22 protein-coding genes are annotated in these 22,997 nt (G+C 71.3%); 10 read left to right on the top strand and 12 right to left on the bottom strand.

Annotated elements, in window-relative coordinates; genetic code table 11:
- Positions 1 to 16 precede the first annotated feature (16 nt).
- A complete protein-coding gene (locus tag ACZ7DY_RS25220) occupies positions 17 to 1,078 on the top strand; it encodes an SAM-dependent methyltransferase (RefSeq protein WP_471138622.1) in 1,062 nt (353 codons plus the stop codon).
- Here the strand turns inward: ACZ7DY_RS25220 and ACZ7DY_RS25215 are convergent.
- A complete protein-coding gene (locus ACZ7DY_RS25215) occupies positions 1,043 to 2,206 on the bottom strand; it encodes an NADH-quinone oxidoreductase subunit D (RefSeq protein ID WP_471138621.1) in 1,164 nt (387 codons plus the stop codon). The genes ACZ7DY_RS25220 and ACZ7DY_RS25215 overlap by 36 nt on opposite strands.
- Before the next feature lie 125 nt (positions 2,207 to 2,331).
- On the opposite strand from ACZ7DY_RS25215, the gene ACZ7DY_RS25210 reads away from it, so the two are divergent.
- Both ACZ7DY_RS25210 and ACZ7DY_RS25205 read left to right on the top strand, forming a co-directional pair.
- Positions 2,332 to 2,847 carry a PH domain-containing protein gene (locus tag ACZ7DY_RS25210; RefSeq protein ID WP_471138619.1) on the top strand — a complete coding sequence of 172 codons (516 nt, stop codon included), beginning with the start codon at positions 2,332 to 2,334 and terminating at the stop codon, positions 2,845 to 2,847.
- A 62-nt stretch (positions 2,848 to 2,909) separates the two neighbouring features.
- Positions 2,910 to 4,235, top strand: coding sequence for a PH domain-containing protein (locus tag ACZ7DY_RS25205; RefSeq protein ID WP_471138707.1), 1,326 nt, complete (start codon positions 2,910 to 2,912; stop codon positions 4,233 to 4,235).
- A 72-nt stretch (positions 4,236 to 4,307) separates the two neighbouring features.
- On the opposite strand, the gene ACZ7DY_RS25200 is transcribed toward ACZ7DY_RS25205, so the two are convergent.
- The 4 genes from ACZ7DY_RS25200 to ACZ7DY_RS25185 all read right to left on the bottom strand — a co-directional run bounded on the left by ACZ7DY_RS25200 (position 4,308) and on the right by ACZ7DY_RS25185 (position 7,962).
- Complete coding sequence (locus ACZ7DY_RS25200) at positions 4,308 to 5,462, bottom strand: hypothetical protein (RefSeq protein WP_471138617.1); 1,155 nt, start codon at positions 5,460 to 5,462, stop codon at positions 4,308 to 4,310.
- A gap of 98 nt (positions 5,463 to 5,560) precedes the next feature.
- Entirely contained in the window at positions 5,561 to 6,529 is a 969-nt protein-coding gene (locus tag ACZ7DY_RS25195; protein ID WP_471138615.1) for an ABC transporter substrate-binding protein, read from the bottom strand.
- Between the two features lie 45 nt (positions 6,530 to 6,574).
- Positions 6,575 to 7,237, bottom strand: a complete 663-nt coding sequence (locus ACZ7DY_RS25190; protein ID WP_471138614.1) for an ABC transporter permease — start codon at positions 7,235 to 7,237, stop codon at positions 6,575 to 6,577.
- A complete protein-coding gene (locus ACZ7DY_RS25185) occupies positions 7,234 to 7,962 on the bottom strand; it encodes an ABC transporter permease (protein WP_471138612.1) in 729 nt (242 codons plus the stop codon). The genes ACZ7DY_RS25190 and ACZ7DY_RS25185 overlap by 4 nt, the downstream gene beginning before the upstream one ends.
- A gap of 158 nt (positions 7,963 to 8,120) precedes the next feature.
- Between ACZ7DY_RS25185 and ACZ7DY_RS25180 the strand changes: the two genes are divergently transcribed.
- Positions 8,121 to 9,278 (top strand): ABC transporter ATP-binding protein, encoded by a 1,158-nt coding sequence (locus tag ACZ7DY_RS25180; RefSeq protein ID WP_471138610.1) that lies wholly within the window; start codon positions 8,121 to 8,123, stop codon positions 9,276 to 9,278.
- 3 nt (positions 9,279 to 9,281) lie between these two features.
- On the opposite strand, the gene ACZ7DY_RS25175 is transcribed toward ACZ7DY_RS25180, so the two are convergent.
- Complete coding sequence (locus ACZ7DY_RS25175; RefSeq protein WP_471138609.1) at positions 9,282 to 10,400, bottom strand: alpha/beta hydrolase; 1,119 nt, start codon at positions 10,398 to 10,400, stop codon at positions 9,282 to 9,284.
- 249 nt (positions 10,401 to 10,649) lie between these two features.
- On the opposite strand from ACZ7DY_RS25175, the gene ACZ7DY_RS25170 reads away from it, so the two are divergent.
- The 6 genes from ACZ7DY_RS25170 (at position 10,650) to ACZ7DY_RS25145 (ending at position 15,645) form a co-directional block, all read left to right on the top strand.
- Complete coding sequence (locus ACZ7DY_RS25170; protein WP_471138607.1) at positions 10,650 to 12,470, top strand: phosphatidylglycerol lysyltransferase domain-containing protein; 1,821 nt, start codon at positions 10,650 to 10,652, stop codon at positions 12,468 to 12,470.
- Positions 12,471 to 12,500: 30 nt separating this feature from the next.
- Positions 12,501 to 13,373 (top strand): dihydropteroate synthase, encoded by an 873-nt coding sequence (gene folP / locus ACZ7DY_RS25165; protein ID WP_471138606.1) that lies wholly within the window; start codon positions 12,501 to 12,503, stop codon positions 13,371 to 13,373.
- Positions 13,370 to 13,900 (top strand): nuclear transport factor 2 family protein, encoded by a 531-nt coding sequence (locus tag ACZ7DY_RS25160; protein ID WP_471138604.1) that lies wholly within the window; start codon positions 13,370 to 13,372, stop codon positions 13,898 to 13,900. The genes folP and ACZ7DY_RS25160 overlap by 4 nt, the downstream gene beginning before the upstream one ends.
- 245 nt (positions 13,901 to 14,145) lie before the next feature.
- Positions 14,146 to 14,505, top strand: a complete 360-nt coding sequence (folB, locus tag ACZ7DY_RS25155; protein ID WP_471138602.1) for a dihydroneopterin aldolase — start codon at positions 14,146 to 14,148, stop codon at positions 14,503 to 14,505.
- Positions 14,502 to 15,113, top strand: a complete 612-nt coding sequence (gene folK, locus ACZ7DY_RS25150; protein WP_471138601.1) for a 2-amino-4-hydroxy-6-hydroxymethyldihydropteridine diphosphokinase — start codon at positions 14,502 to 14,504, stop codon at positions 15,111 to 15,113. The genes folB and folK overlap by 4 nt, the downstream gene beginning before the upstream one ends.
- Positions 15,114 to 15,159: 46 nt before the next feature.
- Positions 15,160 to 15,645: a DUF3180 domain-containing protein gene (locus tag ACZ7DY_RS25145; RefSeq protein WP_471138600.1), complete on the top strand. Its 486-nt coding sequence runs from the start codon at positions 15,160 to 15,162 to the stop codon at positions 15,643 to 15,645.
- Between the two features lie 115 nt (positions 15,646 to 15,760).
- Here ACZ7DY_RS25145 and ACZ7DY_RS25140 read toward each other — a convergent pair whose 3' ends face one another.
- The 6 genes from ACZ7DY_RS25140 to ACZ7DY_RS25115 all read right to left on the bottom strand — a co-directional run bounded on the left by ACZ7DY_RS25140 (position 15,761) and on the right by ACZ7DY_RS25115 (position 22,876).
- Positions 15,761 to 16,789: an aldo/keto reductase gene (locus ACZ7DY_RS25140; RefSeq protein WP_471138599.1), complete on the bottom strand. Its 1,029-nt coding sequence runs from the start codon at positions 16,787 to 16,789 to the stop codon at positions 15,761 to 15,763.
- A gap of 101 nt (positions 16,790 to 16,890) precedes the next feature.
- Positions 16,891 to 17,496 (bottom strand): GTP cyclohydrolase I FolE, encoded by a 606-nt coding sequence (gene folE, locus ACZ7DY_RS25135; protein WP_471138597.1) that lies wholly within the window; start codon positions 17,494 to 17,496, stop codon positions 16,891 to 16,893.
- A gap of 141 nt (positions 17,497 to 17,637) precedes the next feature.
- Entirely contained in the window at positions 17,638 to 19,659 is a 2,022-nt protein-coding gene (ftsH, locus tag ACZ7DY_RS25130) for an ATP-dependent zinc metalloprotease FtsH (RefSeq protein WP_471138595.1), read from the bottom strand.
- Between the two features lie 198 nt (positions 19,660 to 19,857).
- Complete coding sequence (gene hpt / locus ACZ7DY_RS25125) at positions 19,858 to 20,418, bottom strand: hypoxanthine phosphoribosyltransferase (protein WP_055565725.1); 561 nt, start codon at positions 20,416 to 20,418, stop codon at positions 19,858 to 19,860.
- A 53-nt stretch (positions 20,419 to 20,471) separates the two neighbouring features.
- A complete protein-coding gene (tilS, locus tag ACZ7DY_RS25120) occupies positions 20,472 to 21,509 on the bottom strand; it encodes a tRNA lysidine(34) synthetase TilS (RefSeq protein ID WP_471138593.1) in 1,038 nt (345 codons plus the stop codon).
- Between the two features lie 233 nt (positions 21,510 to 21,742).
- Entirely contained in the window at positions 21,743 to 22,876 is a 1,134-nt protein-coding gene (locus ACZ7DY_RS25115) for a zinc-dependent metalloprotease (RefSeq protein ID WP_471138591.1), read from the bottom strand.
- Between the last annotated feature and the right edge of the window lie 121 nt (positions 22,877 to 22,997).

The raw sequence follows: 22,997 nt of genomic DNA, 5'->3' as shown, positions 1-22,997 counted from the left end.
CCATAGCCTGCGGTCTGTGACGAACGACGACAGTGAGGGGCGTCCCGTCGCCCCGCGCGGCTGGCGCGAGGCGACGGAGGCCGCCCTGTACGGCCCCCGGGGCTTCTACCGCCGCCCGGAAGGCCCCGCCGGACACTTCCGCACCTCCGTGCACGCCTCGCCCCTCTACGGGGCCGCCGTGGCCCGTCTGCTGGCCCGCGTGGACGCAGCGCTCGGTCACCCGGACGAGGTGGCCTTCGTGGACATGGGCGCGGGCCGCGGCGAGCTGACGGCGGGCGTCCTGGCCGCACTGGACGGTCTGGACGCCGATGTGGCGGCACGCGTGCGTGCGTACGCGGTGGAGCGCGCGGAGCGCCCCGCGGGCCTCGACCCGCGCGTCGAGTGGCGTACGGCACCCCCGGCCGGCGTCACGGGCCTGCTCTTCGCCAACGAGTGGCTGGACAACGTCCCCGTGGACGTCGCCGAGGTGGCCGCCGACGGCACGCCCCGCCGGGTGCTCGTGCACGACGACGGGACCGAGACCCTGGGCGGCCCCGTCGAGGGGGCGGACGCCGACTGGCTGGCCCGCTGGTGGCCGCTGGCGCCCGAACCGGGGCTGCGCGCGGAGATCGGGCGGCCCAGGGACGAGGCGTGGGCGGCGGCGGTGGCGGCCCTGACGCGCGGTCTGGCGGTCGCGGCCGACTACGCCCACACGCGGGACGCCCGCCCGCCGTTCGGGACGCTGACGGGCTTCAAGGAGGGCCGCGAGACGCCGCCCGTGCCCGACGGCGGCTGCGACATCACCGCCCATGTGGCGCTGGACGCCTGCGCGCCGAAGGGGACCGCGCTGCTCACCCAGCGGGCGGCCCTCGGCGCGCTCGGGGTGAGCGGCACCCGCCCGCCGCTCGCCCTCGCCTCCCACGACCCGGCCGCGTACGTACGGGCACTCGCGCGCGCGGGCGAGGCCGCGGAGCTCACCGCGGCGGGCGGCCTCGGCGACTTCGGGTGGCTGCTGCAACCGGTCGGCCTGCGCCTCGAAGCGGTGCTGCCGGCCGCCGGGCCGCTACTTGTCGATGTCGCCGACGACGAAGAAGAGTGACCCGAGGATCGCCACCATGTCCGCGACCAGCTGCCCGGGGAGCAGCTCGGTCAGCGCCTGGATGTTGTTGTACGAGGCCGAGCGCAGCTTCAGGCGATACGGGGTCTTCTCGCCCTTGCTGACGAGGTAGTAGCCGTTGATGCCGAGGGGGTTCTCGGTCCACGCGTACGTGTGGCCCTCGGGGGCCTTGAGGACCTTCGGCAGCCGCTGGTTGATCGGGCCCTGCGGGAGCTCGGCGAGCCGGTCGAGGCAGGCGTCGGCGAGGGCGAGGGCGTTGTGCGTCTGCTCCAGGAGGCACTCGAAGCGGGCCAGACAGTCGCCCTCCTGGCGGGTGACGACCTTCAGGGTGTCCTGGAGTTCGCCGTACGCGAGGTACGGCTCGTCGCGCCGCAGGTCGAAGTCGACCCCGGAGGCGCGGGCGATGGGACCGCTCACTCCGTAGGCGTGCACCGCCTCGGGGGTGAGGACGCCGACGCCGCGCGTACGGCCCCGGAAGATCTCGTTGCCGAGCACCAGACGGTCGTACACGTCCATGCGCGAACGCACCGAGGCGACCGACGCACGCGCGCGCGTGGTCCATCCGGCGGGCAGGTCCTCCTTGAGGCCGCCGACGCGGTTGAACATGTAGTGCATGCGGCCGCCGGAGATCTCCTCCATCACGTTCTGCAGCTCCTCGCGCTCGCGGAACGCGTGGAACACCGGTGTGATGCCGCCCAGTTCCAGCGGGTACGACCCGAGGAACATCAGGTGGTTGAGGACGCGGTTCAACTCGGCGAGCAGGGTGCGCATCCAGACGGCCCGCTCGGGGACCTCCATGCCGAGCATCCGCTCCACGCCGAGGACGACGCCCAGCTCGTTCGAGAAGGCCGACAGCCAGTCGTGGCGGTTGGCGAGCATCACGATCTGCCGGTAGTCCCGGGCCTCGAAGAGCTTCTCCGCACCGCGGTGCATGTAGCCGATGACCGGCTCCGCGTGCTGGATGCGCTCGCCGTCCAGGACCAGGCGGAGGCGGAGCACACCGTGCGTGGACGGGTGCTGGGGGCCGATGTTGAGCACCATGTCGGTGCTCTCGGCCGCTCCGCCGATGCCGAGGGTGGTCTCCGTGGTGGTCTCCGTCGTGGGACTCATGGCCACAGTCTCTCGCACGCGCCACCGCCCCGGACCGCCCGTTCCCCCGCGCGCGTCCGGAGCCGGGCATATGCGCGCGTACCCGGTCGTACGCGGCTGTCACACGGCATACGTACGCTTGGGGCATGGAAACGGGGACGGTGGGGCCGGCTGGACCGGCAGGGGCACACGGCGGGAGCGAGCCGGTGTGGAGCGGGCTGCCGCGGGGACTGCTGACGATGCGGCGGCTCCTCCTGGTCGTCTGGCTGGTGCCGCTCACGGTGGCCACCGGCGTCCTGCTCGGCATGGTCGCGGGCCCGGTCTGGGCCGCCTTCGCGCTGCTGCCGCTCGCCCTCATGGTCTGGGGCTGGCCGGTCCTCGGCCGGAACTGGCGCTCGTGGCGGTATGCCGAGCGCGCCGACGACCTGCTCATCAGCCGGGGCGTGCTCTGGCGCGAGGAGACCGTCGTGCCCTACGGCCGGATGCAGCTCGTCGAGGTGACGTCCGGCCCGGTGGAGCGGCGCTTCGGACTCGCGAGCGTCCAGCTGCACACCGCGGCGGCCGCCACCGACGCGCGCATCCCCGGACTCCTCCCCGAGGAGGCCGAACGCCTGCGCGACCGCCTGACGGAGCTCGGCGAGGCCCGATCGGCGGGACTGTGACGGACGTACGGGAAACGGCGGAGGACGACGACCGTCCGGCAGCGGACGGGACGGGCGACACCATGCCGGGCAAGCCGGAGGCGGGCGGGAAGGCCGTGGTGGGTGAGCGGCGGCTGCACCCCGTCACGCCGCTGCGCCGCGCGTGGGCGCCCTTCGCGGTCCTGGTCGGCTGGGCGGTCCACGACCCGGACGGCGCCCAGCAGCGACTCTCCCAGCTGACCGCCACCACCCTCCTGCTCGCCGCCACCGCCGTCATCGTCGGCGGCGCGCTCTACGGCTTCCTCAGCTGGTGGTTCACCCACTTCGCGGTCACCGACTCCGAGCTGCGCATCCGCACCGGCCTGCTCTTCCGGCGCACCGCCCACATCCGCCTCGACCGCCTCCAGGCCGTCGACGTGACACGGCCGCTGCTGGCCCGCGTGGCGGGGGTCGCCAAGCTCAAGCTGGACGTCGTCGGCGCGGAGAAGAAGGACGAGCTGGCCTACCTCGGCGAGCGCGACGCCGCCGAACTGCGGGCCGAACTCCTGGCGCGCGCCGCCGGTTTCGCCCCCGAGGAGGCGCGCGAGGTCGGCGAGGCGCCCGTGCGGAACCTGCTGCACGTCCAGCCGCGCATGCTCGCCCTCTCCCTGCTGCTCACCGGCGGCCCCTGGACGCTGCTGCTCGCGGCGACGGTGGTCCCCACCTTCCTCTGGGTCGCCACGCACAACGCGTGGACGGTCGTCGTGACCGCCCTGCCCATGCTGGGCGGCGCGTTCGCGAGCAGCGGCGGCCGCTTCATCAAGGAGTACGACTGGACGGTGGGCGAGTCCCCCGACGGCCTCCGCATCGACTACGGCCTGCTCGACAAGGCCCACGAGACAGTGCCGCCGGGCCGGGTGCAGACCGTGCGCATCGTGCAGCCGCTGCTGTGGCGGCGGCGCGGCTGGGTGCGGGTCGAGCTGGACGTGGCGGGCTCGGCCAACGGCGTCCTGGTGCCGGTCGCGCCGCGTGAGCTGGCCGACGCGGTGATCGGGCGGGTCCTGCCGGGCGTCCGCGTGCCGGACGCGGCCGGCCTGGTGCGGCCGCCCGCGCGCGCGGCGTGGTGCGTGCCGCTGTGGTGGAAGGGGTACGGCCTGGCGGTCACCGACGAGGTCTTCGCCGCCCGCCACGGCCTGCTCAAGCGCCGCCTCTCGCTCGTACCGCATGCCAAGGTGCAGAGCGTGCGGCTCTCGCAGGGGCCCTGGGAGCGGTACAAGGGCGTGGCCGACGTACGGGTGGACACGGGCGCCGACAAGACGGTGACCGCCCGGCTGCGGCCGGCCGCCGAGGCGGCGGAACTGCTCGCATCCCAGGCGGAACGCTCCCGCACGGGCCGCAGACAGGCTCTCCCGGACCGCTGGATGTCCTGACCCCGCGCCTCCAGAGGCACGGGGTGCGCGACGCCACCGGCACCGGGCAGAACGCTCAACCCAGTAGGACGCTCACGCCCGGAGGGCCGTCCGCAGCTCCGCCACGTCGATCTGTTCCGTCTCGTCATGGGCCGTCAGGTCGATGACCTGGCCGACACCCCGAGCCGCGTCGTCCTCGGGGGCGTCCTTGAACGTCCCCTCGGCCTCCGCCTTGTGGACCGCGAGCGCCTCTTCGCCCACCACGTCGGCGAGGTCCGTGTTCTGCACGGACTCCAGCGCCGCGGGCGCCACGTTCTTCGTGCCGAAGAAGTCGAAACCGCCCTGGGGTCCCGGGCGTCGCGGCTGCGCGGGCGGCGCGACGGCGACCGCGCGCTCGTGCCCGCCGTATCCGTCGGCCGCCCCGGGCTTCCCCCGCGACTCGTCCTCCGCGTCCGGCCGGGCCCCGGGCGTGGCCCGTGGCGCCGTGGACATGCGGTCGAGGGCCGCGTTGGCCCGCAAAAACAGGGAGGAGGTGGGACTCGTGTCAGGCCGGGCGGATGCCTTGGACGCCGCGGCCTCGGCAGGGGCGGAAGCACCCGCCGGAGCTGAAGGAGCGGAAGGAGCAGAGGGAGCCGTGGGTGCAGAGGAAGTCGTGGGTGCGGAGGGAGCCGTGTTAGACGCTCCGCGCACCGGCGCCCCCGCCCGTACCGCGGGCACCAGGTCCTCGGCCCCGGAACCCGTCCCGGCACCCGCACCGGCCGCGGGCAGCGCGGGCGCCGGGGACGCCGGGGACGACGCCTCGATGGCGAGCAGCCGGCGGCCCTCCAGGGCGCTGGCCCGCTCCGTCTCCGCCGTGGCGTACCGCCGCAGGAGCGCGGCGTGTTCGTTGCGCAGGGCGGCGAGCTCGGCGCGCTTGGCGCGAAGCTTCGTCTCCAGCCTGCCCCGCAGTTCGCGGGACTCCTCGAGGTCGGCCTCCGCCTCGGCTATCCGTTCCTCGTGGCGCCACTCGGCGCTCGCGCGGGCGCGGTCGAGCTCGGCGACGCGCTTGCCGGCCGCCTGGTCCCAGCGGCGCATGACGACCGATCCGGCGACGGCGGCGGCAGCAGCGACCGCGACGAGGCCGCGGAGCACGACCGGTTCCGCGAACATCCAGGCGCTGCCGGCGCTGAGAACCGAGACGCCTGCGACCGTCGAGGGGGGAAGCAGCCTGTGCAGGGGTGGGGAATGGCGGTGACGTCCACGTGGCATGGCCAGAAACTTACCGCGCGTAGGCGAAGTCTGGTGCCCCACCCGGCAAAAAGCAGGTACCGCATCCAAAACTCACCACAACACCCCACCCCTTACAGCTAGATCAGTCCCTTGGACTTCAGATACTCCTGCGCGACATCCGCTTCCTTCTGCCGCTCCTCGTCGACCTTCCGGTTCAGTTCCATCAGGTCTTCCGTCGTGAGCGTCTCCGTCAGCTTGCCGAGCGCCGCGGCCATCTCCTTGTCACCGGCCGCCTTCTCGTTCACCACGGGAAGGATGTTGTCCGCGTTCTGCAGCTTCTTGTCGTCCTCGAGGACCACGAGGTCGTAGTTCTTCAGCGTCGCGTCGGTCGTCGTGGTCAGCACCAGCTGGTCCGTGCCGTTCTTCACGGCCTGCTTGGACTGGGTGCTGCCGACGCCCTTCGGGTCGATTCCCGTGACGTCGATGCCGTACTTCGACTTCAGGCCCGGCGCGCAGAACGGCCGGGTCTCGCATTCGTCGCCCGCCGCGACCTTGACCTTCTCACCCGATTTGCCGAGGTCAGAGAGTGTCTTGAGCTTGTGCTTCGCGGCGTATTCCTTGCTGACCGCGAAGGCGTTCTGGTCGACCGCCTCGCCGGCCGGGAGCACCTTGAGCCCCTGCGGCTCCGCGAGCTTCTCCAGGGCCTTCACCGTGGCGTCCACATCGCTGGAGGCGACCGGCTTCGCCTTCGGGCCGTTCTTCTCGCGGTTGAGGAATTCCGCGAGGGTAGCGGCGTATTCGGGCGCGACGTCGATCGAGCCCTTCTTCAGTTCGGGCTTGTAGATCTCGCGGTTCTGCACGGTCTTGACCTGAGCGTCATAACCGGCGTCCTCCAGGACCCCCGCATAGAGCTCGGCGAGCACCTTCTGCTCGGTGAATCGCGCGGAACCCACCACGACCGAGCCCTTCTTGCCGCCGCCCTTGTCCGAGCCGCCGTCCTTGGACTCCAGATCGTCCCCGCCGCACGCGGCGAGCCCCGCGGTCAGCGCCACGACGGTCACGGCCGCCCCTGCCATCCGTCGCGCACGACGCGTTGTGCTGTTCATCGGTGAACCACCATTTCGAAAGGAAGGAATCAGAACTCGCTGCCGCTATCGCCGCATCGGGTCGAAGAGCCGGCCCGCGACCACCAGAACCCCCTCCACGAGCAGTGCGAGCAGCGCCACGAGGAGGGCTCCCGCCACCACCTGCGGGGTGTTCTGGAGGTTGAACCCGGCCGTGATGATCCGGCCGAGGCCCCCCTCGCCCGCCATCGCGGCGAGCGTGGCCGTCGCGACGACCTGTACGCCGGCGGAGCGGATGCCGGTCATGACCAGCGGATACGCGAGCGGCAGCTCGACGCGGGCGAACAGCTGACGGCCGCTCATCCCCATCCCGCGCGCGGCCTCCACCACCGACCGGTCGACCTCGCGCATCCCGAGGTAGGCGTTGGTCAGCAGCGGCGGGACGGCGAACAGCACCAGCGCGATCAGCGTCGGCGCGTCGCCGTGCTCACCGAGCGGGGTGAGGGTGAGCAGGATCAGCAGGGCAAGGGTGGGCACCGCACGGCCGACGTTGGAGATGTTGACCGCGAGGGCGCCGCCCTTGCCGATGTGGCCGAGGTACAGGGCGAGGGGCAGCGCGATGACGCAGGCGATCGCGAGGCAGACCCCGCTGAAGTACAGGTGCTCGGCGAGGCGGTGCCACACCCCCTTCTCGCCCTGCCAGTTGGCGTCGGTGGTCAGCCACTCGTACGCCCCGGTGATCGCGTTCATACAGGCTCAGCCACCTTGGCCGTGGCCGCCTTCCGGGCGGCGCGGCTCGTCCGTATCCGATGGGCTCTCGTCCACGGCGTCAGCCACCGCTGGAGCCCCAGGAGCAGCAGGTCGGCGACGACGGCGAGGAGCACGCAGAGCACCGACGCGGTGAGCACCTGGGCCTTGAAGGTCGTGTCGAGGCCGTCGAGGATGAGGGTGCCGAGGCCGCCGTAGTCCACGATGGCGCCGACGGTCGTCAGGGCGACCGTGGAGACCGTGGCGATGCGGACGCCGGCAAGCAGCGCGGGGAGCGCGAGCGGCAGCTCCACCTCCCACAGCAGCCGCAACGGCCCGTACCCCATCCCCTTCGCGGCCTCCCGCGCCTCCTCTGGGACGGCCTGGAGGCCGGCCAGGATGTTCCGGACGAGGACCGTGAGCGAGTACAGCACGAGGCCCGTGACGACGAGGGAGGCGGAGAGCCCGAAGAAGGGCAGGAGCAGCGAGAACATCGCCAGCGAGGGGACGGAGTAGAGCACGGTCGTCACGCCGAGGATCGGTCCGGCGAGGAAGCGGAAACGGCGCGCGAGGAGCGCGAGCGGCAGGGCCACCGCGACGCCGATCGCCACGGAGGCGGCGGTGATGCCCACGTGCTGAAGGGTCGCGTCGGTCAACTCCTGGCTGCGGCTGCGGAGATATTCCCCGCAGATCCAGTCGTTCGTCACCAGACAGTTCTTCTCGGCCACGCGCCCCACCTCCCCCGAATCCCCGGACGTATGCCGTACACACGTCCCCCCGTGTCTGGCGACCCTAACGCGAGGCACCGACAATCGCAGAGACTCGTTGTACGGCCGCAACACGGCCTTTACGCAAAGCCCGCCACCGCCCTCCACAATGGGGAACCATGATCCGGTTCGAGCACGTCACCAAGCGCTACGCGAACGGCACCACGGCCGTCGACGACCTGTCCTTCGAGGTGGCCGAGGGTGAACTGGTCACGCTCGTCGGCCCGTCGGGCTGCGGCAAGACGACGACGATGAAAATGGTGAACCGGCTCATCGAACCGAGCTCGGGCCGGATATCCGTCGACGGCGACGACATATCCGGAATCGATCCCGTCCAACTCCGGCGCCGCATCGGATATGTCATCCAGCAGGTCGGCCTCTTCCCGCACAAGACGGTGCTGGAGAACACGGCGACCGTCCCGCACCTCCTCGGCGTCAAGCGCGGCAAGGCCCGTGAGCGCGCGGCCGAACTCCTCGACCTGGTCGGCCTCGACCCCGCGGTCTTCGGCGACCGCTACCCCGAGCAGCTCTCCGGCGGCCAGCGCCAACGCGTCGGCGTGGCCAGGGCGCTGGCGGCCGACCCGCCGGTGCTTCTGATGGACGAGCCCTTCGGCGCGGTCGACCCGGTGGTCCGCGAGCACCTGCAGAACGAGTTCCTGCGCCTGCAGCAGGCGGTGCGCAAGACCGTGCTCTTCGTCACGCACGACATCGAGGAGGCGGTCCGGCTCGGCGACCGCATCGCCGTCTACGGCGAGGGGCGCATCGAGCAGTTCGACACCCCGTCGACGGTCCTCGGCGCGCCTGCCAACGAGTACGTGGCGGACTTCGTCGGCGCGGACCGCGGCCTGAAGCGGCTCTCCGTGACGCCGATCGAGGAGGGCGACCTGGAACAGCCGCCCGTGGTGCACCTCGACGACCCGCTGCCCAAGGAGCTCGACGCCCGCTGGGCCGTCGTCCTGGACGGCGGGAACAACCTGCACGGCTGGATCTCGGCCGAGCACGCGCGCGTGGGCGGCGGCACGGTCCGCGAGCACGCCCGCCGCATGGAGGCGTGGCTTCCGGTGGGGGCGAGCCTGAAGCAGGCGTTCGCGACGATGCTCCAGCACGACGCGGGCTGGATCGCGGTCATCGACAAGGACAGCGAGGGCCGCTTCCTCGGCGTGCTCACCCCGGCCCGGCTGCACGAGGCGCTGCGCCGCTCGACGGCGGCCGAGGCACGCGACATCGCGCGCGCGGAGGTCGAGCTCGAGTCGGTGACGGCCATCGGCGCCGACTGACCGTCAGTCGGCGCTCAGCCGCCCGCTCATCCACTGCAGGGAGGCGGGGATCTCCCGGCGCCAGGTGTTGAAGTTGTGCCCGCCGCTTTCGAGCGTGATCGACGACACGCGCGTGGGCGCCTTCACCTTGTCGATGAACTTCAGGGTGTCCCGGTAGTTGTTCTCGCCCTTCTTGCTGCTGGTCACCAGCAGGGACGTCTTGGGCGGCGGCATGTGGTCGAGGTACCACATCAGGTCGGCGCGGTTCTGCAACTCCTTGTCGCCGTGGAAGAGGTCGCCGGTGGTGACGTCGATGGGCGCCTTGTAGTACGCGGAGAGGCCCGCCCCCGCGGCGTACGCGTCGGGGTGGTGGACGGCGAGCTTCAGGGCGCAGTAGCCGCCCGTGGAGTCGCCGATGATGCCCCAGTTCGCGGCCTTCAGGCCCACCCTGTAGTGGTCCGCCACCGCTCCCCGCAGGTCCTTGGCGAAGAACGTCTCGGCCTGCGGTCCGCCGGGGATGTCCACGCACTCGGTGTCGCGCGGCGGCGCGACGGTCGGCCGCATCATGACGAGGATCGTCGGCTGCATCGTGCCGTCGGCCGCCTGCTTGTGGGCGGTCTGCGGGTAGTGCAGCCCCTTGATGAGCGCCTCCGCGGTGCCGGGGTAGCCGGTGAGCACCACGGTCGCGGGGAACCTGCGGTTCTTGTACTGCGGCTGGAAGTACTCGGGCGGCAGGTAGACGTAGGCCGGGCTCGCGATGTCGGACTCTTCGCCGCTGATCTCGACCTTCTGGATCTGGCCCCCGAGGACGGGCCGGCTGCCGCCCGGCACGTTCACGGTCTGGGTGTCGACGACCTTGACGGGGCCCGCTCCTTTGGCCGGATCGTGGTCCACCACCACTCCGGGGGCCGTCTCCTGGCCGAAGAGGTCGGCCCAGGTGGCGTAGAAGCCGAACGCCTGATTGGCCGCCAGGCCCACCGACGCGAAGACCGCGAGCTGGGTGGCGAGGAGCAGCCCGACGCGGCCGGTGACCGCCTTCCAGCTACGGCGGGCGAGCCGCGGCCAGAGCCAGATCGTGCCGACGAAGAGCAGTACGGCCAGCAAGACCGCAAAGGCGAGTACCTTGTTGCTCGTGAGACCCATGGGGTGTTCTGCCTGCGCTTTCTACCTCTGCCGGGCGGATGCCGCGGCGTGACCGGACCCGGGCGCGAGCCCTGCCGGCGACTGCCGGGGGTCTTGCCGGAGTTTTCCAGCGGTTTCCGGTCGGGAATGAACCCGTATCCCCGAAGGACCGTCCTAGAGGGCGCAATGTTGCCGGATGCCTTTTTGGCACCGGATTCAAGGTCTCTCGCAGAACTACGGGATGCGATGTCTGTCAGGATAGATGGGGAAATGTCGGGCGGGGTTCCGGGCAGTGAGGAGCGCCACCGCGACAGCCGACTCCACCGGATGCTGCGCGGCCCGCGGCCGGAGGCCGTGCCGGCACTCGTCGCCAGAGCCTGCGCGCTCGTCGGCCTGCTGAACGTCGCGGCAGGTGTGTTCCCCCGCTTCCGGCACAGCCGCATGCACGCGATCGCCGAGGTGCTGCCGGGCGCGCTCGGCCCGTTCGCCGCCGCCATGGCGCTCAGCACGGGCGTCCTGCTGCTCATGCTCGCGCACGGTCTGCGGCGCCACAAGCGGCGGGCCTGGCGGGCCGCCGTGGTGCTCCTTCCGGTGGGCGCCGTGGCCCAGTTCGCGTACCGGCACTCGGTCATCGGCGTGGTGATCTCGCTCGCGCTTCTCGCGCTCCTGTTGCGCCATCGGAGTGAGTTCACGGCCCTGCCCGACCCGCGCAGCCGGTGGCGGGCACTCGCCAACTTCGTCCTCCTCGGCGCCGGTTCGATCGTCCTGGGCCTGGTGATCGTCAGCGTCCACCCGGGGAAGGTCATCGGCGACCCGAGCATCACGGACCGCCTTGAGCACGTCCTGTACGGCCTCTTCGGCTTCGAAGGGCCCGTCGACTACTACGGACGCACGTCCTGGACGGTCGGTTTCTCCCTCGGCGCCCTCGGCATGCTGACCGCCCTCACCACCATCTACCTTGCGTTCCGTCCCGAACACCCGGCGGCGCGCCTGACCGAGGACGACGAGACCCGGCTGCGCGCGCTGCTCGACAAGCACGGCGCCCGCGACTCCCTCGGCCACTTCGCGCTCCGCCGCGACAAGGGCGTCGTCTTCTCCCCCAGCGGCAAGGCCGCCGTCACCTACCGCGTGGTCTCCGGGGTGATGCTCGCCAGCGGCGACCCGATCGGCGACGTGGAGGCCTGGCCGGGCGCGATCGAGCGCTTCATGGACGAGGCGAAGGCGCACTCCTGGACGCCGGCCGTGATGGGCTGCTCCGAGACGGGCGGCGAGGTCTGGACCCGCGAAACCGGCCTGGACGCCCTCGAACTGGGTGACGAGGCGGTGGTGGACGTCGCGGATTTCTCCCTGTCCGGGCGTGCGATGCGCAACGTGCGTCAGATGGTCAAGCGGATCGAGCGCAATGGCTACGAGACGCGCGTACGGCGCATCCGTGACCTCGGCGAACAGGAGCTCGCCCGGATCCAGCGCGCCGCCGACGACTGGCGCGGCACCGACACCGAGCGCGGCTTCTCCATGGCGCTCGGCCGCATCGGTGACCCGAACGACGGCGACTGTCTGATCGCCACCGCCCACAAGGCGGACGCCGCCCCCGGCTCCTACGGTGACCTGAAGGCCGTCCTGCACTTCGTTCCGTGGGGCAAGGACGGCGTCTCCCTCGACCTCATGCGCCGCGACCGCTCGGCCGACCCCGGCATGAACGAGCTGCTCATCGTCGCCGCCCTGCAGGCCGCCCCCAAGCTCGGCATCGCGCGCGTCTCCCTCAACTTCGCGATGTTCCGCGCGGCCCTCGCCCGCGGCGAGAAGATCGGCGCGGGCCCGGTCCTGCGCGCCTGGCGCGGGCTGCTCGTCTTCCTCTCGCGCTGGTTCCAGATCGAATCCCTGTACAAGTTCAACGCGAAGTTCCGGCCCCGCTGGGAGCCCCGCTTCGTCGTCTACCGCTCCAGCAAGGACCTGCCCCGCATCGGCTTCGCCGCCATGCAGGCCGAGGGCTTCGTGACGCTCGCGCTCCCCCGCTTCCTGCGCAAGGGCACGCCCCAGCGCCGCCCCTGCCCGCACCACTCGGCGGAACGCGAGGTCCAGGCGGCGTAGCGGCCGTCCTCGCGGGCCTAGGCTGGAGGCATGAGTACGTTGCGCGGGCGGGGATCGGTCCAGGGGCTGCCGGAGTGGGACCGCTGTGCGGTCATGGGCGTGGTGAACGTGACGCCGGACTCCTTCTCCGACGGCGGCCGCTGGTTCGACACGACCGCCGCGATCAAGCACGGCATCGACCTGGTCGCGCAGGGCGCCGACCTCGTCGACGTCGGCGGCGAGTCCACCCGTCCCGGCGCCACCCGCGTCGACGAGGACGAGGAGCTCAAGCGCGTCGTCCCCGTCGTGCGGGGCCTGGCCGCCGAGGGCGTCACGGTCTCCGTGGACACCATGCGCGCCACCGTCGCCGAGCAGGCGCTCGCCGCGGGCGCCGTCCTGGTCAACGACGTCAGCGGCGGCCTCGCCGACCCCCGCATGGTCCCGGCGGTCGCCGCCGCTGGAGCACCCTTCGTGGTCATGCACTGGCGCGGCTTCCTCACCGACATCCACGCCCGGCCGCACTACGAGGACGTGGTCTCCGAAGTCGTCACCGAGCTGCACGCACGCGTGGCGGCCGCCATCGAGGGCGGCATCGCCCCCGAGCGCATCGTCGTCGACCCCGGCCTCGGCTTCTCCAAGGAGGCCGAGCACGACCTGGCGCTCATCGCCGGTCTCGACCGGCTCTGCGGGATCGGCCACCCGATCCTGGTCGCCGCCTCCCGCAAGAGGTTCCTCGGCCGGGTCCTCGCGGGCCCCGAGGGAGCCCCGCCACCGGCCCGCGAACGCGACGCCGCCACCGCCGCGGTCTCCGCCATCGCCGCCCACCAGGGCGCCTGGGCGGTCCGGGTGCACGAGGTGCGGGCGACGGCCGACGCGGTCCGGGTCGCCCGGGCCGTCACGGGCGCGGCGGGCGGCCGGCCGTGACCGCGGCCAGGACCGACATCGAGCAGGTCGAGCTCGCCAACACCGCCTTCTACGAAGCGCTGGAGCGCGGCGACTTCGACGAGGTGTCCGACCTGTGGCTGGACTCCGGCGCGGACGGCGACGGCGCCGAGGAGCCGGCCGAGGACGCCGACGGCGCCGAGGCCACGGAGACGGACGCGGACGCGGTCTCCTGCGTCCACCCCGGCTGGCCGGTGCTGCGGGGCCGCGGTGAGGTCCTCAGGTCGTACGCGCTGATCATGGCGAACACCGAGTACATCCAGTTCTTCCTCACCGACCTGAAGGTCGGGGTGGCCGGCGACACCGCCCTGGTGACCTGCACCGAGAACATCCTCAGCGGCGGCCCGCCCCCGGAGGGCGGCGGCGAGCTCGGCCCGCTCGTGGGACAGCTGGTGGTCGCCACCAATGTGTTCCGCCGCACATCCGACGGCTGGAAACTGTGGTCGCACCACGCCTCACCCGTGCTCGCCGAGACCGACGACGAGGAGAGCGACGAGACACCCTCCTGAGAGGGTGGGGGCGGCTCCTGAGTGGGTAGGCGCAGGGAAGTGGCTGGGATCACAGGCCGTCGGCCAAGGGCGGCCGCCGGCCACGAGCCGCGGCCGGAACGCGGCTCGACCGGCCCGTGCCGCGGCGGTCCGCGGGCCCCGCGGGCGAGTGCTGTCGGTGCCCGCAGGTAGATTCGATCGAGGCTGGTGTGCCGACCGCACTCGGTGCAGGCCTGCCGATACCGACGATTGCAGGAGTGATTCGCGTGGATCGTGTCGCGCTGCGCGGCCTCAAGGCCCGCGGGCACCACGGTGTCTATCCGCGGGAGCGCGAAGAGGGCCAGACCTTCATCGTGGACCTGGTGCTTGGTCTGGACACGCGAGCGGCCGCGGCCGACGACGACCTGGCGAAGACCGTGCACTACGGAGTCGTGGCCGAAGAGGTCGTGGGCGTCGTCGAGGGCGAGCCCGTCGACCTCATCGAGACGCTCGCCGAGCGCATCGCCCAGGCGTGTCTCAAGCACGACGGCGTCCTGGAGGTCGAGGTGTGCGTCCACAAGCCGGACGCCCCGATCACCGTGCCGTTCGACGACGTGACCGTCACCATCACCCGGAGCCGAGTATGACTGCGCCTTTCAAAGCGGGTCAGAGCGACCCCACCGTCCAGCCGGTGCCCACCTCCGTGGTCGCGCAGGTGGACGCGGCGGACACCACCCTGTCCAACCCCCAGCGTGCCGTGATCTCCCTCGGCAGCAATCTCGGCAATCGCCTGGAGACGCTGCAGGGCGCCGTCGACGCCCTGGAGGACACCCCCGGCCTGCGCGTCAAGGCGGTCTCCCCGGTGTACGAGACCGAGCCGTGGGGCGTCGACCCGGGCAGCCAGCCCTCGTACTTCAACGCGGTCGTCGTGGTGAAGACGACCCTGCCGCCCGCCTCGCTCCTGGAGCGCGCGCACGCGGTCGAGGAGGCCTTCCACCGCGTCCGCGACGAGCGCTGGGGCGCGCGCACGATCGACGTCGACATCGTGGCCTACGCCGACGTGATCTCCGACGACCCGGTCCTCACGCTGCCCCACCCGCGCGCGCATGAGCGTGCCTTCGTCCTCGTGCCCTGGCACGATGTCGATCCGAACGCCCAGCTGGCAGGCCGGGGCCCGGTGGCCCAGCTCCTCGAGTCCGTCCCCCGCGAAGGTGTCGCCGCCCGCTCCGACCTGGAACTCCGCCTGCCGGAGTAGTCGTTGGAGAAGGCGGTCGAGGTAAGCAAGCGATGAAGGGTCACCCGTGAAGCAACTGCGCATCAGGACGCTGGTCGGCCTCTTCCTCGCGGCCGGCGTGCTGTCCTGGTCCGGCGCCCGGCTGTGGAACTCCGTGGGCACGCTGCCCCGCGTCCCGCTGGCCGCGCCCATCGTGCTCGCGGTCATCGCCGTGGTGCTGCTCGCGACGGCGCTCTCGCTGCGTTCCCGGCTGCGCGCCCAGCGTGAGCGCCGCCCCGGCGCCAAGGGCGTCGAGCCGCTGATGGCCGCCCGCGCCGTCGTCTTCGGCCAGGCCAGCGCTCTGGTCGCGGCGCTCGTCGCCGGGATGTACGGCGGCACGGGCCTCTTCCTGCTCGAGCTCCTCGACATCCCGGCCCGCCGCGACCAGGCGGTGTACGCCGGGCTCTCGGTCCTGATGGGCATCGCGGTGATAGCGGCCGGCTTCTTCATGGAGCGGGTCTGCAAGCTCCCCGAGGACGACGACCAGGACGGCGGGACGGCCGCGGCGGCGTAACCACGCCCCGGGCCGCCCTGCCGCTCCACCAGAGCCCCTGCGCGCCACCGAGAGCCCCTGCACCCACTCCGGGGGCCCGGGAGTCCCGGAAGCCCCGGAGGGCGCTCAGCGGCCCTTACAGCAGCGACCCGCCCTCGACCTGCGTCTCCCCCAGGATCCGGTCAAGTCGCGCGAGGACGTCCGCCTCCAGCCGGATGTGCGCCGCCGCGAGGTTCTCCTCGATGTGCTTCGGCGTACGGCTGCCGGGGATCGGCACCACGTTCGGGTCCTGGTGCAGCAGCCAGGCGAGCGCCAGCTGCGCCGGGGTGATGCCCAGCTCCTCGGCGACGCCCCGCACCGGCGCGAAGCGGTCGTTGTTCGCCTTCAGGTTCGCCGCGTCGAAGCGCGGCGCGTTCTGCCGGAAGTCGCCCTCCTCGACCCGGCCGACCGTGCCGGTCAGGAACCCGGCGCCGAGCGGTGACCACGGCACCAGACCCACTCCCAGCTCACGGGCGGTCGCGAGCATCTCGGGGTCCGCGGGCTTCCACATCGACCACTCGATCTGCACGGCCGCCACGGGGTGCACGGCGTGCGCGGCCCGCAACTGCCCGGCCGTCACGTTGGAGAGCCCCAGATGCCGTGCGAGGCCCGCCTCGATCAGTTCGGCGACCGCGCCCACGGTGTCCTCGAAGGGCACCTGCGGGTCCGGGAAGTGCGGGTAGTAGAGATCGATGTAATCCGTCCCCAGACCGCGCAGGCTCGCCTCGGCGTAGCCGCGTACGTGCCGGGGTTCGCCGTTGACCGCCAGCTCCCCGAAGGCGTAACCGATCGGGAAGGGGTGCGGCTCCACGCCCTCCGGCAGCCGGAACCCGAACTTGGTGGCTATCGCGACCTGTTCGCGGCGCCCCTTGAGGGCCCTGCCGATGAGGCGTTCGTTGTGCCCGTCGGCGCCGTACCCGTCGGAGGTGTCGATGATCGTGGCGCCCGCGTCGACCGCGGCGAGGAGCGCGCGCTCGCCGCGCTCGTCGTCGATCTCGCCGTAGACCCCCGGGGAGAGCACCATGGCGCCGTAGCCGAGGGCGGAGACCTCCAGGCCGCCGAGGCTGCGGGTGGGAAGCGACCGCGTACCTGTATTCGCGCCTGTATTCGTTCCTGCGTTCGTCATGAACACAGTCTTTCGGTCACCGCCCGCGGCCTCCAGCGCTTTCCGCCACAACCCCCGTCCCGAACGGGGAAGTTGGGAGGATCAGCCGAAGAGGTTCCGGCTCAGCGGGCCATGATCAGACTCATCGCCTCATTGCGCGTCGCGGGGTCCCGCAGCTGCCCGCGCACCGCCGAGGTGATCGTCTTGGCGCCGGGCTTGCGCACCCCGCGCATCGTCATGCACATGTGCTCGCACTCGACGACCACGATCACACCGCGCGGCTCCAGTATCTGCATCAGCGAGTCCGCGATCTGCGTGGTCAGCCGCTCCTGCACCTGCGGACGGCGGGCGAACACGTCCACCAGCCGCGCCAGCTTCGACAGTCCCGTGATCTTGCCGTCGGTGGACGGGATGTACCCGACGTGGGCGACGCCGACGAAGGGGACCAGGTGGTGCTCGCAGGAGCTCATCACCTCGATGTCCTTCACCAGGACCATCTCGTCGTGGCCGAGATCGAACGTCGTCGTCAGGACGTCCTCGGGCCGCTGCCACAGCCCCGCGAATATCTCCCGGTAGGCACGCGCCACCCGCCCCGGGGTCTCGCGCAGACCCTCGCGGTCGGGGTCCTCCCCCACGGCGATCAGCAGCTCACGCACGGCGTTCTCGGCCCGCTTCTCGTCGAACTCACCGATCGAGCCCTCGCCGTCGAGCCTCACGGGGTCGGTCATCTGTGCCTCGTTCCTGTGCGTCCCGCGCCTGCCTGCGCGGGGGTGAGCGTGCCTTCTGCGGGCGTACAAAACAAGCCGCGCCCCCCAGGCTAGAACCAGGGGGGCGCGGCATCCATTCCGGGCCTGCTGAGGCGCTCGGGGTCAGCTCTCGGGGCGGTCCTCCGGGGCCACCTCGATGGGCTGCTCCGGGCCGGCGGTCACCGCGGGGGTGGCGCCGTTCGCACCGTTCGTCAGCGACAGCTCCTTGGGGGAGAGCACCGGCGGGCGGGTCGACGGCGTACGCCGGGAGGAACCGGTCCACGCCGGGCGGGCCGGGCGCTTCACGATGGTCGAGAAGATCTCGGCGATCTGCTCCTTGCCGAGGGTCTCCTTCTCCAGGAGCTGGAGGACCAGGTTGTCGAGGACGTCGCGGTTCTCGACGAGGATCTCCCACGCTTCGTTGTGCGCGGTCTCGATGAGCTTCTTGACCTCTTCGTCGACCAGCGCGGCGACCTCTTCCGAGTAGTCCCGCTGGTGCGCCATCTCGCGCCCGAGGAACGGCTCGGTGTTGTCCCCGCCGAACTTGATCGCGCCGAGCCGCTCGGTCATGCCGTACTGCGTGACCATCGCGCGTGCGGTGGCCGTGGCCTTCTCGATGTCGTTCGCCGCGCCCGTCGTCGGGTCGTGGAAGACGAGCTCCTCGGCCGCGCGCCCGCCCAGCATGTACGCGAGCTGGTCGAGCATTTCATTGCGCGTGGTCGAGTACTTGTCCTCCTCGGGCAGGACCATGGTGTAACCCAGGGCCCGGCCGCGGGAGAGGATCGTGATCTTGTGGACCGGGTCCGAGTTCGGTGAGGCCGCCGCGACCAGGGCGTGTCCGCCCTCGTGGTACGCGGTGATCTTCTTCTCCTTGTCGGACATGATCCGGGTCCGCTTCTGCGGACCGGCCACGACGCGGTCGATCGCCTCGTCGAGCGCGTGGTTGTCGATCAGCTTCTTGTCGCTGCGCGCCGTGAGGAGCGCCGCTTCGTTCAGCACGTTCGACAGGTCGGCGCCGGTGAAACCGGGCGTACGACGCGCCACCGCGCCCAGATCCACGTCCGGGGCGACCGGCTTGCCCTTCTGGTGGACCTTGAGGATCTCCAGACGGCCCTGCATGTCCGGGCGGTCGACGGCGATCTGCCGGTCGAAACGGCCGGGGCGCAGCAGCGCCGGGTCGAGGATGTCGGGCCGGTTCGTGGCGGCGATCAGGATGACGCCGCCCTTCACGTCGAAGCCGTCCATCTCGACGAGCAGCTGGTTCAGCGTCTGCTCGCGCTCGTCGTGACCGCCGCCGAGGCCGGCGCCGCGGTGGCGGCCGACCGCGTCGATCTCGTCGACGAAGACGATCGCCGGGGCGTTCGCCTTGGCCTGCTCGAAGAGGTCACGCACACGGGAGGCACCGACACCGACGAACATCTCGACGAAGTCGGAACCGGAGATCGAGTAGAAGGGGACCCCCGCCTCACCGGCGACGGCGCGCGCCAGAAGGGTCTTACCCGTACCGGGCGGGCCGTAGAGGAGCACGCCCTTGGGGATCTTGGCGCCGACGGCCTGGAACTTCGCCGGCTCCTGGAGGAACTCCTTGATCTCGTGGAGCTCCTCGACCGCCTCGTCGGACCCCGCCACATCGGAGAAGGTCGTCTTCGGGGTGTCCTTGGTGATGAGCTTGGCCTTGGACTTCCCGAAGTTCATGACCCGGGAGCCGCCGCCCTGCATCTGGTTCATCAGGAACAGGAAGACGACGACGATGAGGACGAAGGGGAGCAGGGAGAGCAGGATGCCGACGAAGGGGTTCTGCTTCGACGGCGAGACGGTATAACCGTCCGGGATGTCCTTGGTCTGGTACTTGGACTGCAGGGACTTGGCGAGGTCGACGCCCTGGTCGCCGATGTAGCTCGCCTGGATCTTGCTGCTGCCCTTGACCTTCTGGCCATCCTTGAGCTCGACCTTGATGATCTGCTCGTCACCGGTGGTGATCTTGGCCGACTCGACCTTGTTGTCGTTGATCGCCTGGACGACCTGGCCGGTGTCCACCGTCTTGTAGCCACCGGACGAGCCGACGACCTGCATCAACACGACCACGGCAAGGACGGCCAGCACGATCCACATGACTGGCCCACGGAAGTATCGCTTCACGTCCATCCATACGGAGCGATGACGCCCCGTCCCTCCTGCCATAGTGAGTTTGATAAAGACTGTTCTTCGGACGGTACCCCAGCATTGTGACCCGAAGCCGCCTGGGACTGCTGGCAATACCGCCTTCGCATGCTTCAACGGTGGGAAACGGGTGAGGGTTCCCCGACGTCGTGGGCAGCGCGTCCCGGACCGGGCCGAGAGGGGTCAGCCGCCGTAGACGTGCGGGGCGAGCGTGCCCACGAACGGGAGGTTGCGGTACTTCTCGGCGAAGTCGAGGCCGTACCCCACGACGAACTCGTTCGGGATGTCGAAGCCGATCCACTTCACGTCGATCGCGACCTTCGCCGCCTCGGGCTTGCGCAGCAGCGTGCACACCTCGAGGGAGGCGGGCTCGCGCGAGCCGAGGTTCGACAGGAGCCAGGACAGCGTCAGACCGGAGTCGATGATGTCCTCGACGATCAGGACGTGCTTGCCCTTGATGTCGGTGTCCAGGTCCTTGAGGATCCGCACGACGCCGGACGACTGGGTGCCCGCGCCGTACGACGACACGGCCATCCAGTCCATCGTGACGGGGGTGGACAGCGCACGCGCCAGGTCCGCCATGACCATCACCGCGCCCTTGAGGACGCCGACGATCAGCAGGTCCTTGCCCGCGTACTCCGCGTCGACCTTGGCGGCCAGCTCGGCCAGCTTCGCGTCGATCTCTTCCTTGGTGATGAGCACCGACTTGAGGTCGGTGCCCATGTCTTTCGCGTCCACCCGCATCACTTTCGGTCGTCCCACCGGCCGACAGGGCCCGCAACCAACACGGGGCTCTCTCAGCCTTGCCGGATCACCAGTCTGCCACCCTGCCGCTGGGCCACGACTTTGCCCGGGAGATTGATGGCCCCCTGACCGCGCCAGCCGGTGATCAGACGGTCGACCTCTTCGATGTGCCGGGCGAAGAGCGAGCCGGCGGGGGCGCCGGCCTCGATGGCGGCCCGGCGCACGATGCGGCGGCGCACTGCGGGCGGCAGGGCGTAGAGCTTGGCGCACTCCAGCAGGCCCGCGGCGTCGCGCACGGTCGCCTCCGCCTGGGCGGCCCACGCGTCGAGGGCGTCGGCGTCGTCCCGGGAGAGCTGGGCCGTCCGGGCGAGCGCCTCGACGACGCCCTTGCCGAGCGCCTTCTCCAGGGCGGGCAGCCCCTCGTGGCGCAGCCGGGAGCGGGTGTACGCCGGGTCGGCGTTGTGCGGGTCGTCCCAGACGGGCAGCGACTGGACCATGCAGGCCTTGCGGGCCGTCTGCCGGTCGATCTGCAGGAAGGGGCGGCGGTAACGGCCGGCGACCCCCGAGGTCTCGGCCATCCCGGACAGGGAGCGGATCCCGGAGCCTCGGGCGAGGCCGAGCAGCACCGTCTCGGCCTGGTCGTCGCGGGTGTGGCCGAGCAGTACGGCGGCCGCGCCGTGCCGCTCGGCGGCGGCGTCCAGGGCCGCGTAGCGGGCGTCGCGGGCGGCGGCCTCGGGGCCGCCGTCCCGGCCGACGCGCACGGCGACGGAGTCGACCGGGGCCAGGCCGAGCGCGGTGAGGCGCACGACGACCTCGGCGGCACGCAGGTCGGACCCGGGCTGCAGGCCGTGGTCGACGGTGATGCCGCCGGCCCGGATGCCGAGTTTGGGGGCTTCGAAGGCGAGCGCGGAGGCGAGTGCCATGGAGTCGGCACCGCCGGAGCACGCGACGAGCACGAGCGGCGTCGGCGGCTGCTCGTGCGGGGGCCTTGGGGGGGCGTTCTCGGAGCTGCGCTGTACGTCTGTCAGTACGTCGTGGAGTACGCGGCGGACCGCCAGGCGTATCGCCGCGACCGCAGGATGGGGACCCATGTCCGGTTCCCTTCATGAAGTTCGGGGGTGAGCCTCGGACCAGTCACTCAGGACCCACCGGGAGGATCCGGACCCACCGGGGTCCTTCTCCACCTGGAGTTCGGTCACTCAGAGTGTGTCGATGGTGACAGAGCCGAGCCGTTCCCCGAGCATTGCACGCCTACCCATCGCCTACGGTCCCTCGGACGGGTGATTGCGGGGGCGTTCTCCTGCCATCGGCCGCATCCGGCCTGTCAGTCTCCCTTACGGTGCACCCTCGCGACCCAGTCCGCCGGTTTGGCGATCTCCGCCTTCGTGGGCAGGGTGTTCGGCGAGGTCCAGACGCGGTTGAAGCCGTCCATGCCGACCTGGTCGACGACCGCGCGCACGAAGCGCTCCCCGTCCCGATATTGGCGCAATTTCGCGTCGAGGCCGAGGAGCTTGCGCAGCGCCTGGTCGAGGCGGCTCGCGCCGCGCGCCCGCCGCTCCTTGAACTTCTCGCGGATCTCGCCCACCGACGGCACCACGTCCGGGCCCACGCCGTCCATCACGAAGTCGGCGTGGCCCTCCAGGAGGGACATCACCGCGGTCAGCCGGGCGAGGATCTCGCGCTGGGCGGGGCTCTGCACGAGCTCGACGAGGGAGCGGCCTCCGTCGGACGCCTCTTCGTCGCCCTCGGTCTCGCCGCGGCCGCTCACGGCCGACTGGGCGGCTTCCCTGAGGCGCTCGAGGAACGTCATCGGGTCGACCTCGGTCTCGCCGAGGAACGACTGGATCTCGCCTTCGAGGTGGTCGCGCAGCCAGGGCACGGCGGTGAACTGGGTGCGGTGCGTCTCCTCGTGGAGGCAGACCCAGAGCCGGAAGTCGTGCGGGTCCACGTCCAGCTCGCGCTCGACGTGCACGATGTTCGGCGCGACGAGCAGGAGCCTGCCGCCGCCGTTCGACCCGGCGGGGAGGTCGCGGGTGGCCGGGGCGAAGGTCTCGTACTGGCCGAGGACGCGGGAGGCGAGGAAGGACAGGAGCATGCCGAGCTCCACGCCGGTCACCTTGCCGCCGACGGCACCGAGGACGGCGCCGCCCGGGCCGCCGCCGCGCTTGTCCTGCATCTTGTCGAGGAGGGGCTTGAGGATCTCCCGGAAACCGGCGACGTTGGCCCGGATCCAGCCGGCCCGGTCGACCACGAGGACCGGTGTGTCGTGCGTTTCCTCCGTCCCCATCTTCGTGAAGGAACGGACGTGCTCCTCCGAGGACTTGGCGTGCCGACGGAGCTCGGCGACGACGGCGCGTGCCTCGTCGCGGCTCACTTCTGGGCCCGGCCGTACGAGCCGGGTCGCGGTCGCCACCGCGAGGTTCCAGTCGACCATCTCCGCACCACCGATGCTCGTCATGCGTCAACGGTACGTGGTCGCTCCCTCTGGTGGAGGGGCTTGCACCCCTGACGTTGCCCCGGGAGCCGGGAGCTTGGCCCCTAGGGGGTGGGGGGATGGGAGTGGGGTGGGGTGGGGTGGC

This window comes from Streptomyces sp. NPDC037013 (assembly GCF_055607265.1).
Note: the sequence above shows the minus strand (reverse complement) of the source record. Positions and strands in the feature narration are given on the sequence as shown.

What these genes read in the sequence shown, in the direction of transcription:
- ACZ7DY_RS25180 (WP_471138610.1), top strand. Translation starts at nt 8,121, where the DNA reads ATGATCCGGTTCGAGCACGTCACCAAGCGCTACGCGAACGGCACCACG.
- ACZ7DY_RS25115 (WP_471138591.1), bottom strand. Translation starts at nt 22,876, where the DNA reads ATGACGAGCATCGGTGGTGCGGAGATGGTCGACTGGAACCTCGCGGTG.
- ACZ7DY_RS25195 (WP_471138615.1), bottom strand. Translation starts at nt 6,529, where the DNA reads ATGAACAGCACAACGCGTCGTGCGCGACGGATGGCAGGGGCGGCCGTG.
- hpt (WP_055565725.1), bottom strand. Translation starts at nt 20,418, where the DNA reads ATGCGGGTGGACGCGAAAGACATGGGCACCGACCTCAAGTCGGTGCTC.
- folP (WP_471138606.1), top strand. Translation starts at nt 12,501, where the DNA reads ATGAGTACGTTGCGCGGGCGGGGATCGGTCCAGGGGCTGCCGGAGTGG.
- ACZ7DY_RS25210 (WP_471138619.1), top strand. Translation starts at nt 2,332, where the DNA reads ATGGAAACGGGGACGGTGGGGCCGGCTGGACCGGCAGGGGCACACGGC.
- ACZ7DY_RS25200 (WP_471138617.1), bottom strand. Translation starts at nt 5,462, where the DNA reads ATGCCACGTGGACGTCACCGCCATTCCCCACCCCTGCACAGGCTGCTT.
- ACZ7DY_RS25170 (WP_471138607.1), top strand. Translation starts at nt 10,650, where the DNA reads ATGTCGGGCGGGGTTCCGGGCAGTGAGGAGCGCCACCGCGACAGCCGA.
- tilS (WP_471138593.1), bottom strand. Translation starts at nt 21,509, where the DNA reads ATGGGTCCCCATCCTGCGGTCGCGGCGATACGCCTGGCGGTCCGCCGC.
- ACZ7DY_RS25190 (WP_471138614.1), bottom strand. Translation starts at nt 7,237, where the DNA reads ATGAACGCGATCACCGGGGCGTACGAGTGGCTGACCACCGACGCCAAC.
- ACZ7DY_RS25215 (WP_471138621.1), bottom strand. Translation starts at nt 2,206, where the DNA reads ATGAGTCCCACGACGGAGACCACCACGGAGACCACCCTCGGCATCGGC.
- ACZ7DY_RS25205 (WP_471138707.1), top strand. Translation starts at nt 2,910, where the DNA reads ATGCCGGGCAAGCCGGAGGCGGGCGGGAAGGCCGTGGTGGGTGAGCGG.
- folK (WP_471138601.1), top strand. Translation starts at nt 14,502, where the DNA reads ATGACTGCGCCTTTCAAAGCGGGTCAGAGCGACCCCACCGTCCAGCCG.
- ACZ7DY_RS25140 (WP_471138599.1), bottom strand. Translation starts at nt 16,789, where the DNA reads ATGACGAACGCAGGAACGAATACAGGCGCGAATACAGGTACGCGGTCG.
- ACZ7DY_RS25175 (WP_471138609.1), bottom strand. Translation starts at nt 10,400, where the DNA reads ATGGGTCTCACGAGCAACAAGGTACTCGCCTTTGCGGTCTTGCTGGCC.
- ftsH (WP_471138595.1), bottom strand. Translation starts at nt 19,659, where the DNA reads ATGGACGTGAAGCGATACTTCCGTGGGCCAGTCATGTGGATCGTGCTG.
- folE (WP_471138597.1), bottom strand. Translation starts at nt 17,496, where the DNA reads ATGACCGACCCCGTGAGGCTCGACGGCGAGGGCTCGATCGGTGAGTTC.